Consider the following 14592-nt stretch of genomic DNA (forward strand, 5'->3'; position numbering starts at 1 on the left):
CACAAGGAGGCACATCATGCGTAAACTAGTCGTTGGTTCTCGTAGGAGTAAACTTGCTTTAACACAAAGCCAACAATTTATAGATAAATTAAAGGCCATTGATGAAAATTTAGAAATTGAAATCAAAGAAATCGTTACTAAAGGTGACCGAATTATCGATAAACAATTATCGAAGGTTGGTGGTAAAGGTTTATTCGTTAAGGAAATTCAAAATGAATTATTCGATCATTCAATAGATATGGCAATTCATTCACTTAAGGACGTTCCAAGTGTTATTCCTGAGGGCTTAACATTGGGGTGTATTCCAGACCGTGAAAATCCATACGATGCCTATATAGCAAAAAATCATGTTCCATTAGATGAGTTACCTGATAATAGTATTGTAGGAACGAGCTCATTAAGAAGAGGTGCGCAAATTCTAGCTAAGCATCCTAATTTACAAATAAAATGGATACGTGGAAATATCGACACTCGTCTTAAGAAATTAGAAACAGAAGATTATGACGCCATTATTTTAGCAGCAGCAGGACTTAAACGTATGGGTTGGTCAGATGATATTGTAACTTCTTATCTAGACGAAGATACTTTGATTCCCGCAATAGGCCAAGGTGCATTAGGTATTGAATGTCGATCAGATGATCAAGAGTTACTTGATTTATTACAACAAGTACACAATGCAGATGTTGCAGATTGTGTTACCGCAGAGCGTACATTCTTAGCAGGAATGAATGGAAGTTGCCAAGTGCCAATTGGTGGTTATGCTACTAAAGGTTCTGATGGTTTGATTGAATTCACAGGATTAATTATGTCACCAGATGGTAAGACACGTTATCAACATACAGAACAAGGTACAAATCCTGTAGAATTAGGTGAAAAGGTAACAGAAGTATTGAATGCACAAGGTGCATATGAAATAATTAAGACATTAAACGAATCTGAATAAATCGTTTGAGGTGAAATCAATGAGACCAGTTATAGTTATGACACAAACTAGTAAATTTAAGAGAGAGGATGTATGTATACTACACAAACCATTAATTGATGTAGCGCCATTATCCTTTGATACTGAATTACTAGAAGTTAACTATGACTGGCTTATTTTTTCGTCTAAAAAAGCAGTGGAGTACTTTTTACCATATTTTACACAAACACACGTTAACCATGTTGCAGTAATTGGTAAAAAGACTGCAGAATATTGCCAATCTAAAGGGATTCAAGTTGATTATTGCCCTAAAGATTATTCACAAGAAGGTTTTATTCAAGACTTCCAAGGTGAAAAACATAGTAAAATATTAATTCCTTCTAGCCAAGCTGCTAGGCCATACTTACAATATGCATTAGAAGATCAATCATTTTCAGTTCAGAAAATTGACTTATATCAGCCTATTCCACATACTGAAAATATAAATAATGTTATACAGCTTTTATCAAATAATGCAGTTGATGCAATTACATTTGCGAGCTCATCAGCAGTAGAATTTTTCTTTAATCAAGCCGGTGATATCGACTTTAATCATTATTATGTAATTGGAGATCAAACATTAGCAACAATTAATAAATTTGATATTCAAGCTACAAAAGCCAATATACAAACACTAGATTCACTAGTAAATAAAATCTTAGAAAGTTGGAAAGATAATGCAATTTGATAGACACAGAAGATTACGTAGTAGTAAGTCAATGAGAGATATCGTTCGTGAAACACACGTTCATAAAGAGGATTTAATATATCCGATATTTGTAGTAGAAAGAGATAACGTTAAGGAAGAAATCGTCTCAATGCCTGGTGTATATCAATTGAGCTTAAATTTAGTAGAAGAAGAAATTAAAGAAGCATATGAATTAGGTATTAGAGCCATTATGTTCTTTGGTGTACCCAATGAAAAGGACCATGTAGGTACAGGTGCATATGACCATAACGGAATTGTCCAAGAAGCAACACGCAAGGCTAAATCATTATATAGTGATTTACTTGTAGTAGCTGATACATGTCTATGTGAGTATACAGATCATGGTCACTGTGGTGTAATCAATGAACAGACAAAAGATGTGGATAATGATAAATCATTACCATTATTAGTGAAGACAGCAATTTCTCAAGTTGAAGCGGGCGCAGATATTATTGCACCAAGTAATATGATGGATGGATTTGTTGCTGCGATTCGTGAAGGATTAGATGCTGCTGGTTATCAAAATGTACCAATCATGAGTTATGGTATTAAATATGCATCAAGTTTCTTTGGACCATTTAGAGATGCTGCGGAATCAACACCACAATTCGGAGATCGTAAGACATATCAAATGGACCCAGCGAACCGAAGAGAGGCTATGCGAGAGCTTGACAGTGATTTAGCTGAAGGTGCTGATATGATGATTGTCAAACCGGCATTAAGCTTTTTAGATATTATAAGAGACGTTAGAAATACAACGAATATTCCAGTAGTAGCTTACAATGTAAGTGGTGAATATAGTATGACGAAAGCTGCTGCATTAAACGGTTGGATAGATGAAAAGGCTGTTGTTATGGAACAAATGATTTCTATGAAACGTGCAGGTGCAGATATGATTGTCACTTACTTCTCAAAAGATATTTGTCGTTATCTAGACGAACAATAAGGAGGATAAATTAATGAGGTATACGAATTCTGAACAGGCGATGCAAAAAGCTGAGACATTGATGCCAGGTGGTGTCAATAGTCCAGTTAGAGCTTTCAAATCAGTAGATACACCAGCAATATTTATGGATCATGGCAAAGGATCAAAAATTTATGATATTGATGGAAATGAATATATAGATTATGTCTTAAGTTGGGGACCGCTTATTCTAGGTCACCAAAATAAACAAGTGATTGATAGTATTCATCAAGTGGTAGATAAAGGTACTAGTTTTGGTGCTTCAACATTACAAGAGAACAAACTAGCTGAGCTCGTTATCGAACGTGTTCCTTCTATTGAAAAGGTAAGAATGGTGTCATCAGGCACAGAAGCAACATTAGATACTTTACGTTTAGCACGTGGATATACTGGACGAAATAAAATTGTTAAATTTATAGGCTGTTATCATGGGCACAGTGATTCTTTATTAATCAAAGCTGGTTCAGGTGTGGCGACCTTAGGTTTACCTGATTCACCTGGTGTACCTGAAGGTATTGCAAAGAATACAATAACTGTACCTTATAATGATTTAGATGCAATTAAAGTGGCTTTTGAAGAGTTTGGTGACGATATTGCAGGCGTGATTGTGGAACCTGTTGCTGGAAATATGGGTGTTGTACCACCAGTAGAAGGTTTCTTACAAGGATTAAGAGATATCACGACTGAATATGGTTCTTTATTGATTTTTGACGAAGTCATGACAGGCTTTAGAGTTGGATATAACTGTGCACAAGGTTACTTTAATGTTACTCCGGACCTAACTTGTCTTGGTAAAGTGATAGGTGGCGGATTGCCAGTTGGTGCATTCGGTGGTAAAGCAGAAATAATGGATCAAATTGCGCCACTTGGTGATATTTATCAAGCTGGTACGCTTTCAGGTAATCCATTAGCGATGACAAGTGGCTATGAGACATTAAGTCAACTTACACCAGAATCATATGATTACTTCAATGAACTAGGAGATATACTGGAAACAGGTTTAAAAGAAGTATTCAGTAAACATAATGTACCTATCACAGTTAATCGTGCTGGTTCAATGATAGGGTATTTCTTAAACCCGGGGCCAGTGACTAACTTTGACGAAGCAAATCGTAGTGATTTAGAATTGTTTAGCCAAATGTATAGAGAAATGGCTAATGAAGGCGTATTTCTACCCCCATCACAATTTGAAGGTACATTCCTTTCAACTGCACACACCAAAGAAGATATTGAACAAACAATTAAAGCATTTGATACTGCATTAAGCAGAATTGTATAATTTTCAACAATGTGCCCGGACAACAGAAGCGTTGAACGGGCATTTTTTATTGCTTGAAATGACAAAGAAAATAACGAAAGTTGTGAAGTCATGAATAAACATTTAAGAAACAATTTAATTGTTTTGGGTTTAGCCATTATACTCAGTTTGCTATTGCATTCAGCACACATTTTACTACCGTTTATGTTTGGCCCGATTATAGCAAGTGTAATCTGTATCAGGTTCTTTCATTTAGATATCAAATGGCCATTTTGGCTTAGTCAAATTGGACTCATTCTCTTAGGGGTACAAATTGGAAGCACATTTACTAAGAAAGTAATTTATGATATTAAAGACGATTGGTTAACAATTGTTTTAATTACCATTATGTTATTAGTCTTAGCATTAATAATTGCATATTTCTTTAAGAAAATTGCGAAAGTTAATACCGAGACAGCCATTTTAAGTGTAATACCTGGTGCATTAAGTCAAATGCTAGTCATGGCAGAAGAAGATAAAAAAGCAAATATCATGGTTGTTAGTTTAACACAAACGTCACGTATTATATTTGTCGTTGTATTGGTCCCATTTATTTCTTATTTTTTTAGAGACAGTGGTGGACATGCAGGTGCTGTTTCTACTGCTAGTCAGAAATTAACAGAAGCATTAAACTTACCTAATATAGCTTTATTAATTGTAGCTATTGCTGTTGTTTATTACTTAATGGGTAAAATCAACTTTCCAACTAGACAGTTACTTGCCCCAATTGTAGTATTAATTATTTGGAACATGATGACTGGAATAACATTTACATTAGATAATTACATCATTGCTGCTGCGCAAGTTATTTATATGATTAGAATTGGTGTTCAAATTGCTAATTTATTAAATCAAATGAAAGGTCGTATAGCAGTAGCTATCGCTTTTCAAAATGTAATGCTTATCCTATTAGCATTTGTAATGGTTTATATTATCTCATTGGTGTCAGATCATTCTATAAATGAGTTGTTCCTAGGTGCTGCACCAGGTGGAATGAGTCAAATTGTGTTAGTAGCTATAGAGACTGGAGCCGATGTAGCCATGATATCTAGTTATCATATCTTTAGAATATTCTTTATATTATTTTTAATTGCTCCTTTATTGAAGTATTATCTGCAATATAGAGCACATTCACGTACTAAAAATTAATTAATAATAACTCCTAATAACCATTCATTTTGTTATTAGGAGTTTGTTTTTAATTGTGATTGTTTCATGACATTTTATAGAAAAAATACATTTTGTACTATATAAGTTGATTACATTAAAATCAGGATACACTATTAATCTTGGTGTAAATATACTCATGATATGTTATTTTTTACCGATATAATATTCCGACTTTTCTGACTGTTAAAAAATTTTTAAACGTTTCTAACAACACGCCTCACTGTAAGTAACCGCTTACGCATTGATTTTTATTGTAAAATCAACTGTTGACGTTTAGTTGATACATGCTAAAATGACTTCTTGTAAATAAAAGGAGTGTATATGTCATGAAGTTTAACAAGCATAAAATTAACACCGTAGACATAAATCAGGCAAAGAAAAGTGTATTTGCGACTGGTATCGGTAATGCTATGGAGTGGTTTGATTTTGCTTTATATTCATATTTAGCCGTAATTATAAGTAAAAACTTTTTCAGTCAAGTTGAAAATGATGAAATCAAACTTATATTTACATTTGCCACTTTTGCGATAGCGTTCTTATTACGTCCTGTCGGTGGCATTGTATTTGGGAAAATTGGGGACAAATATGGACGAAAAGTTGTACTAACATCGACCATCATTTTAATGGCGATTTCTACATTTATCATTGGTATTTTACCTACATATGATCAAATTGGAATATGGGCACCAATTATTTTATTATTAGCTCGTATAATGCAAGGTTTTTCAGTAGGTGGAGAATATGCAGGTGCAATGGTTTATATTGCAGAATCGTCACCTGATAACAAACGTATTAGATTGGGAAGTGGATTAGAATTAGGTACTTTATCTGGTTACATTTTTGCTTCGGTATTAATCACTATTATGTTTTGGTTGATTCCATCTGAAAGTATGCAATCTTGGGGTTGGCGTATCCCATTTTTCGTAAGTATTCCAATTGGTTTATTCGGTTTATACTTAAGATCACACTTAGAAGAATCGCCAATATTTGAAAATGACTTAGCAAATCATCAAGAAGATGAACCTGGTTTCTTACAAATCATTAAAGAAAATAAACGTGACATTTTATTATGTGTAGTATTTGTTGCTTTCTTCAATATTACAAACTATATGTTACTAGGATATATGCCTTCATACTTAGATGAAATTGTCGGCATAAAAGATACAATCAGTACACCGATTACAGCAGTTGTACTAATTATTATGTTACCATTTGCTATTATGTTTGGTCGCTTAGGCGATAAGAGTGGTAACAAGAAAATTATCAGCGTTGGTTTAATTTTAGGTATTGTCTTCTCAATCATTTCGTTCCAATTTTTAAATGGCGGAAATTTAGGTTTCTTATTTATTGGTTTATTAATGATTGGAATTGTCTTATCCGTATATGAAGGAACAATGCCAGGAACATTGCCAACATTATTTTTTACAAATGTGAGATATAGAACATTATCATGGACGTTTAATATCGCCGTTTCAATATTTGGTGGAACAACACCATTAGTTGCTTCTTGGTTAGTACATGTTACAAATAATAACTTAGCACCTGCGTTTTACTTATTAGCAGTAAGTATTATTGGTTTATTGGTTGTATTGTTCTTATTTAAAGATACATCAAAACAATCATTAAAAGGTTCTTATCCAACAGTTGCTACAGAGAAAGAATTTGAAATGGCCGTAGAAAATCCAAAAGATTCACTATGGTGGAAATCAGAAGTTAAATAATCAATATAGTTAATGTTTATCAAGAATTAAGTAGAGCAGACCTGAAATTTTATTTCGGGTCTGCTCTTTATTGTATACTTATTATATTGTAGAAACGGTTGTTACATATCTTGTTTAATAGCTAAATTGATTATAGATATTTAGGGTTATTAGGGCATGATTGTAGATGTGCATTATACAAACCCGCAGCTTCAAGAAATGAAAATACAGTGACTGGTCCTAAAAACTTAAAGCCATAACGCTTTAAATCCTTAGATAATTGTCTTGCTCTATCGTCTATAGTAATACGATCAGAACTGTGTTTGTAGTTAAAATCAATAGGTTGATGATCCACATATGACCATAAGAAATCACTGAAATTACCAAATTCATTTTCTATTTTCAAAAAACCCTTAGCTTGCTCAACAATAGCTTCTAATTTTTTACGATGGTGAACGATATTTGGAAAGTCCATAAGGTTATCTATATCTTTAGATGTCATCTTTGATACGATTACTGGATCAAAGTTATGAAAAGCAGCTTCATATGCTTCTTTTTTCTTTAAAATAGTTAGCCATGATAAACCGGCATGTTGAGATTCAAGTGCTAACAATTTGAATAATGCATGACTATCGTATAGCGGTTGTCCCCATACTTCATCATGATATTGTATGTAAATTGGATCCTTTGTGCCAAAAGCGCATTCATTCATAAATTTTCCCCCTAGTGCATTGACTTATTGCTCTATCCATTATACTATAATTAAGGAAATAAATATTGTCTTTTGGGAAGAGTAAATAGAGTTAGATTTGACAGAGAGTACACGGTAAGCTGAAAGTGTATAGTTTAACTTATTGAAGGTAGCCCACATTGAACTTTTACTGAAATACGGCGTTTGTCGTTTGTAGATTAGGTTAAAGCGTGTTTGAGCGTTAATCATATAATGAGTGCATGGATTAAGTATAACTTGATTCATGAATTTAGGTGGTACCACGGAATATCCGTCCTATATTATTAGGACGGATATTTTTTATTTTAAGGAGGATTTTATCAAATGGAAATGAAACCAAAATATAATCCGAGCGAAGTTGAGTCAGGACGATATGACCAATGGGTAAACAATGGATATTTTAAAGCTGCAGAAGATAATTCAAAGGAAACATATACAATCGTTATTCCACCACCAAATGTAACGGGTAAATTGCATTTAGGACATGCATGGGATACGACATTACAAGATATCATCACACGTATGAAACGTATGCAAGGTTACGATACACTGTATCTACCAGGAATGGACCACGCAGGCATTGCAACACAAGCTAAAGTTGAAGCGAAGTTAAATGAACAAGGTTTATCTAGACATGATTTAGGTAGAGAAAAATTCCTTGAAAAAGCTTGGGAATGGAAAGAAGAATACGCAAGCTTTATCCGTAACCAGTGGTCTAAATTAGGATTAGGTTTAGACTATAGTAGAGAAAGATTCACTTTAGATGAAGGTTTAAGTAAAGCTGTTAAAAAAGTATTCGTTGATATGTACAATAAAGGCTTAATTTATCGTGGCGAATATATTATCAATTGGGATCCAGTTGCACGTACTGCGTTATCTGACATCGAAGTAATCCACGAAGATGTACAAGGCAAATTCTATCACTTTAAATATCCATATTCCGATGGTGAAGGATACATTGAAATTGCAACAACAAGACCAGAAACAATGCTTGGTGATACAGCAATTGTTGTAAACCCGAATGATGATAGATATAAAGATGTTATCGGTAAAAAGGTCATCCTACCAATTATAGGTAAAGAATTACCAATATTAGCTGATGAATATGTTGATATTGATTTTGGTAGTGGCGCAATGAAAGTAACGCCTGCACACGATCCAAACGACTTCGAGATAGGTAACCGACATGATCTTGAACGCATAATTGTTATGGATGAATCTGGTAAAATGAACGATAAAGCTGGAAAATATGAAGGCATGGATCGTTTTGAATGTCGTGAACAATTAGTTAAAGATTTGGAAGCAGAAGGCTTAGTAATTAAAATTGAAGAGCATGAACATTCAGTAGGTCACTCTGAGCGTTCTGGTGCAGTTGTTGAACCTTATCTATCAACGCAATGGTTTGTAAAAATGAAACCTTTAGCTGAGCAAGCATTAAATAATCAAGATACTGATAATAGAATTGATTTTGTACCAGCACGTTTTGAAAAAACTTTTAACCGTTGGATGGAAGAAATCAGAGACTGGACGATCTCTAGACAATTATGGTGGGGACATCAAATTCCAGCATGGTATCATAATGAAACAGGTGAAATTTACGTAGGTGAAGAAGCTCCTGACAATCCAGAAGAATGGACACAAGATGCTGATGTATTAGATACATGGTTCTCAAGTGCTTTATGGCCATTTTCAACTTTAGGTTGGCCAGACGTTGATGCTGACGATTTCAAACGTTACTTCCCAACCAATGCATTGGTTACTGGGTATGATATTATCTTCTTCTGGGTCGCACGTATGATATTCCAAGGCTTAGAATTTACAGGTGAGAGACCATTTAATGATGTATTATTACATGGCTTGGTACGTGCTGAAGACGGCCGTAAGATGAGTAAATCATTAGGTAATGGCGTTGATCCAATGGATGTTATTGATGAATATGGTGCTGATAGCTTGAGATATTTCTTAGCGACAGGCTCATCACCTGGTCATGATTTACGTTATTCTACGGAAAAGGTTGAATCAGTTTGGAATTTCATCAATAAAATTTGGAATGCAGCAAGATTTAGTATCATGAATATAGGTGAATCATTTAATGTTGATGATGTTGATCTTTCAGGCAATTTATCATTAGCAGATAAATGGATCTTAACACGCTTAAACGAAACAATTGCCAATGTTACAGAACTTAGTGAAAAATATGAATTTGGTGAAGTTGGGCGTGCATTGTATAACTTTATTTGGGATGAATTCTGTGATTGGTATATTGAAATGAGTAAAATACCAATGAACGGTGAAGATGAAACTCAAAAACAAGTGACAAGATCAGTATTAACTTATGTATTAGATAATACAATGAGAATGCTACATCCATTTATGCCATTTGTTACTGAACAAATTTGGCAAAACTTACCACATCATGGTGAAACAATTGTCAATGCAGCATGGCCAACAGTTGACGAATCACTTATTTTTGACGACAGTAAAGAAACAATGCAACAACTTGTTGAAATTATCAAATCTGTAAGACAATCTAGATTAGAAGTAGATACACCGTTATCAAAGGCTATTCCAATCTTTATTCAAGCAAAAAATGAAAACACAAAGGAAACATTAGTCAATAACTCTAATTATATCGACAGATTCTGCCATCCAAGCGAACTAACGATTGAAACTTCAATTGAAATACCTGAAAAGGCAATTACATCGATTACAACAGCTGGTGAAGTTGTATTGCCGTTAGAAGGACTCATTGATATGGATAAAGAAATTGCTCGTTTAGAAAAAGAGCTAGATAAATGGCAAAAAGAATTAGATCGTGTAAATAAGAAATTGGCAAATGAAAATTTCGTAAACAAAGCACCTGAGAAAGTAATCAATGAAGAACGAAATAAACAAACAACTTATCAAGAAAAATATGATGGTGTTAAGTTACGAATTAAACAATTAAAATCATAGGAGTCCTAAACATGAATTACCTTGACAGCTTATATTGGATACATGAACGAACTAAATTTGGTATCAAACCAGGCGTTAAACGTATGGAATGGATGCTAGAACGACTGAACAATCCACAATTTAATATAAATGGTATTCATGTTGGTGGGACAAATGGTAAAGGTTCTACAGTGGCTTATTTAAGATCAGCGTTAGTTGATAATGGATATGAAGTTGGAACCTTTACTTCACCATTTATTGAAACGTTCAATGAAAGAATTAGTTTGAATGGTGTTCCAATCAGCGATGACGAAATTGTTGAACTTGTTCAAAGGGTTAAACCTGTTAGTGAATTATTAGAAGTTGAGACGGATTTAGGAACGGCCACTGAATTCGAAATCATTACTACGATGATGTTTTTATACTTTGGCGAACTACATCCCGTCGATTTCGTAGTAATAGAAGCAGGGCTTGGAATAAAAAATGATTCAACAAATGTATTTAAACCAATATTATCAATTTTAACGAGTATCGGCTTGGACCACACGGACATTTTGGGTGACACATATGCAGATATTGCAAGAGATAAAGGTGCAATTGTTAAACCTGAAACACCTGTTATTTATGCCGTTAAGAATGAAGACGCATTGCATATTATTCGTGAATTGGTTGAACAGCAAAGTGCTGACGGTATTGAATTCGAAAGAGATATAAGTATTATTTCAGAAGACGAAGAATTTACTTACCGTTATAAAGACTATGAACTTGAAACATTGATGCTTAATATGTTAGGTGAACATCAAAAGGAAAATGCTGCACTTGCCATTACTGCTTTAATTGAATTAAATGAAGCGGGTATTGTTGATTTAGACTTTAACAAAATGATCGATGGTATAGAATCTGTAACTTGGACAGGTAGAATAGAACAGGTTAAAGAATCACCATTGATGATTGTTGATGGCGCACATAACAATGAAAGCATTGAAGCATTGATTGAAACGATTAGAAATTATTATCATAGAGATAAACTCGATGTATTGTTTGCCGCAACTAAAGGTAAGCCAATCACTTCTATGGTTGATCAATTGAAAGAAATCACAGATACTTTTTATGTTACGGACTTTGACTTTCACAAAGCGTTAGACAAACAAACAATTTTTGATGAAATTAAGGTAGATGATAAAGTATTAGTTGATGATTGTGTACGCTTTATTGAAAATTATGAAGGGGAAGGCCTGTTGATTACAGGTAGCCTTTACTTTATAAGTGAAGTTAAAGCAAAAGTGACATTTTAATTTTAAGTATTTAAAGCGAAATGCTAGTTTAAAGACTAAAATTTGTTCAAAACAAATAACTAAATAACTAGAGTCCAGAACATAACGTTTTTGGATATTTGAAAAATGGCAATTTCTATTTTAAATAATATAGGAATTGTCTTTTTCATTTTTAAAATTATGACTAGTTTGTTGCACTATTACTTTTCATATATTAAATATTATGAAAATAATGGCAGTTTAATTTTTGACTTGGTTTATAACTAGAGTCGATATTTAAATTAAACGCAAATTACTGTATAAAGCCAAAGCTTTTGTTTAAACTAGGTTTTGAAATATACTTAGTTCAAAATGCTGACTATTTTTTTTAATAATTTTATTGTGAAACATAATTATTTGGAAGTATTTTGACGAGATGCTTAATGTAGCACTAACAGTCGATGACCGAGATAGAGAAATACTCTAAGGTAGTGAGCGAATAATTCAAAATATATATAAAGCACTCAGATAAATTGAAAACAACTATCTGAGTGCTTTTTTCTAGGAATCATGTATATGTTATTGTTGTTAAATTTGAAATAGACTATGTCGTTGCATCTTTGTATAATATCTTTCATTCTGTTAATCTTTGTAAGAAATTATCTATAAACAATTTGTTAAAATCATATAGGTCTATAAAGAAATTGTGTCCCGCATCACTAAAGACGGTATAACTTGATTTAGGAAATGACGTAAAGAAATCTACTTGATCTTGATAACCAACGACATTATCATATTTACCTAGTAATAAAGTGATAACAGTATTGTTGGCAATATTTATGTCATCTTCAAAGCTAAATTTGTAATATTTATCATTGTCTCTTCTAATATTATCCATAAACGGTTCGTCAGCGCTTTGATATCCAGGCACTATCGTATTTATATAATAATCCCACGTTTTTTGATTGATTCTTGTAGTCGTATCGAGGTAGTCAGCTAAATAATCACTTTCTTCTGGTAAATCAAAATGTTGATCAATGATCTGCTTTCCTTCTGGTATGCGTCTTTGTTTATCTTCTGCATAGACTACTGGACACGTTAAATATAATCCCGCAACTTTTTCCTGTAATTTATGTGCTAAGCCAATACTTAAATAACCACCATAAGAATGACCGATTAATGCTAAAGGCTCAGTTAAATTTAAAGCATCAATAAACTTCATTATGTACGCTAACATTTCATCAGAATTTGTAATATTAGGTGTGGATGGGGATTCTCCCATACCAGGCAAATCTAGGTAGATTCTTTGAAATTGTTGACTGTCCTGTAATAATGGTTCATAAATCTTATCCATACTATCAATGTTAAGTGCATTTCCATGAATGAATAATAAAGGTCGACCTTCGCCATAGATTTTATAGTTTAATGATATATCGTTTATTTTAATTTTCATCAAAGTCCCCCTTTAAAGTAGTTGATTATTAAGCATTATAGCACTTAGAAATAATTTGCAAAACAAAATAGGTTTTAATATTTTGAAAATTCAAAATATAATATCATTATATTTGAATTAAAAAGAAATATCTATACAATAAGAGGTACTTAAAATATATAGGTAGGTGCAAATATGAAGTCTATGGCAAAAATAACGGCACAAGGTGCTTATGTGCCTGAAAAGGTGTTGACTAACTCAGATTTTGAAAAAATAGTTGAAACTACAGATGAATGGATACAACAAAGGACTGGTATTATTGAACGTCGTATTACAGCTGATGATGAATACACGAGTGATTTAAGTTATAAGGCAGTGCTTGATCTACAACAACGTTATAATGTAGACCTTTCTGATGTTGATTTAATAATTAATGCAACGATGACACCAGATTATAAAACACCTAGTGTTGCTTCATATGTTCAAAGTAAATTAGGTCTAAAAAATTGTGGTGCGATTGATATTAATGCGGCCTGTGCAGGATTTACATATGCATTAAACTTAGCAAATGGTATGATCACATCTGAACAAAATAAAAAGGTACTAGTCATTGGTGCAGAGTCATTATCTAAAGTTACAGATTATAGTGATAGAAGTACATGTATTTTATTTGGAGATGGCGCAGGTGCATTTCTAGTTGAGTTTGATAGTGAAACATCAAGCTTCATAACTAGTAAATCAGGTTCCGATGGAGATAAAGCATTGAATCTATATTGCTCTGATTTATCACAAGAAATGTTTAATGAGTCGTTGGATAATCCAGAATACATTGTACAAAATGGTCGTGGTGTATATAAATGGGCTGTAGGTAATATACCTAACATAATTGAACAAACTATGATGCAGGCCAATTACAATATTGATCAGTTAAATTGGTTGGTGCCACATAGTGCAAATGCGCGTATGATTGAATCGATTTGTAATCGTGCCAATATACCATTAGATAAGGCCTTAATGAGTTTACAATATTTTGGTAACACTTCTTCAGCAACCATACCCTTAGCTATTGATTTAGCTGTAAAACAAGAGAAAATTAAAAAAGATGATTTACTCTTATTAGTTGGTTTTGGTGGAGGTTTGTCTTACGCTTCAACATTAATAAAATGGACACTTTAACAAATAATAAATTTAGCTAGCTTATTCATTTACTTACAACAATTTTATAGAATTTAAAGAGAGATAATGGGCGATTGGTTGGCCTATTATCTCTTGTTTTTTAACTACTGTTTTATGTTTGGCAATGGGTTTGTTTTCTCATTTTTTTAAATTTATACAATCATATATTGTTTCGTTCTTTAAAGTATAATTTACAAAAATGTAAACTAATTTTAAAAATGTCGTTTATTTTTTATAAATTAGGAAATAAAATATATAAAAACTAA

At 33.0% G+C, this 14592-nt stretch carries 11 protein-coding genes and 1 other annotated feature; of the genes, 9 read left to right on the top strand and 2 right to left on the bottom strand.

Annotation, left to right across the window (positions count from 1 at the left end; genetic code table 11):
• The first annotated feature begins 16 nt into the window (after positions 1-16).
• From hemC to JN168_RS05920, 6 genes are all read left to right on the top strand, one after another.
• Positions 17-943 (top strand): hydroxymethylbilane synthase, encoded by a 927-nt coding sequence (hemC, locus tag JN168_RS05895; RefSeq protein ID WP_107511961.1) that lies wholly within the window; start codon positions 17-19, stop codon positions 941-943.
• A 19-nt stretch (positions 944-962) separates the two neighbouring features.
• Entirely contained in the window at positions 963-1649 is a 687-nt protein-coding gene (locus tag JN168_RS05900; RefSeq protein ID WP_107511960.1) for a uroporphyrinogen-III synthase, read from the top strand.
• Positions 1639-2616, top strand: a complete 978-nt coding sequence (gene hemB / locus JN168_RS05905) for a porphobilinogen synthase (protein ID WP_107511959.1) — start codon at positions 1639-1641, stop codon at positions 2614-2616. Before JN168_RS05900 ends, hemB begins: the two co-directional genes overlap by 11 nt.
• A gap of 13 nt (positions 2617-2629) precedes the next feature.
• Positions 2630-3913, top strand: coding sequence for a glutamate-1-semialdehyde 2,1-aminomutase (gene hemL, locus JN168_RS05910; protein ID WP_232138592.1), 1284 nt, complete (start codon positions 2630-2632; stop codon positions 3911-3913).
• A gap of 90 nt (positions 3914-4003) precedes the next feature.
• The gene (locus JN168_RS05915; RefSeq protein ID WP_042738471.1) at positions 4004-5080 is read left to right on the top strand and encodes an AbrB family transcriptional regulator; all 1077 of its coding nucleotides are present in this window, start codon (positions 4004-4006) and stop codon (positions 5078-5080) included.
• A 347-nt stretch (positions 5081-5427) separates the two neighbouring features.
• Complete coding sequence (locus JN168_RS05920; RefSeq protein ID WP_042738472.1) at positions 5428-6822, top strand: MFS transporter; 1395 nt, start codon at positions 5428-5430, stop codon at positions 6820-6822.
• 130 nt (positions 6823-6952) lie between these two features.
• On the opposite strand, the gene JN168_RS05925 is transcribed toward JN168_RS05920, so the two are convergent.
• Entirely contained in the window at positions 6953-7513 is a 561-nt protein-coding gene (locus JN168_RS05925; RefSeq protein ID WP_279526233.1) for a DNA-3-methyladenine glycosylase I, read from the bottom strand.
• A gap of 59 nt (positions 7514-7572) precedes the next feature.
• Positions 7573-7813, top strand: a binding site (T-box leader).
• Between the two features lie 42 nt (positions 7814-7855).
• Between JN168_RS05925 and JN168_RS05930 the strand changes: the two genes are divergently transcribed.
• Together JN168_RS05930 and JN168_RS05935 are read left to right on the top strand one after the other, a co-directional pair.
• Positions 7856-10486, top strand: coding sequence for a valine--tRNA ligase (locus JN168_RS05930; protein ID WP_119624539.1), 2631 nt, complete (start codon positions 7856-7858; stop codon positions 10484-10486).
• Between the two features lie 83 nt (positions 10487-10569).
• On the top strand, positions 10570-11760 hold the full coding sequence (locus JN168_RS05935) for a bifunctional folylpolyglutamate synthase/dihydrofolate synthase (RefSeq protein ID WP_371664061.1): 1191 nt from the start codon (positions 10570-10572) through the stop codon (positions 11758-11760).
• Positions 11761-12352: 592 nt separating this feature from the next.
• Here JN168_RS05935 and JN168_RS05940 read toward each other — a convergent pair.
• Complete coding sequence (locus JN168_RS05940) at positions 12353-13171, bottom strand: alpha/beta fold hydrolase (RefSeq protein WP_042738476.1); 819 nt, start codon at positions 13169-13171, stop codon at positions 12353-12355.
• A 174-nt stretch (positions 13172-13345) separates the two neighbouring features.
• On the opposite strand from JN168_RS05940, the gene JN168_RS05945 reads away from it, so the two are divergent.
• Positions 13346-14326, top strand: a complete 981-nt coding sequence (locus tag JN168_RS05945; RefSeq protein WP_232138596.1) for a ketoacyl-ACP synthase III — start codon at positions 13346-13348, stop codon at positions 14324-14326.
• Positions 14327-14592 lie beyond the last annotated feature (266 nt).

Source organism: Staphylococcus gallinarum, from assembly GCF_029774255.1.
Lineage (GTDB): Bacteria > Bacillota > Bacilli > Staphylococcales > Staphylococcaceae > Staphylococcus > Staphylococcus gallinarum.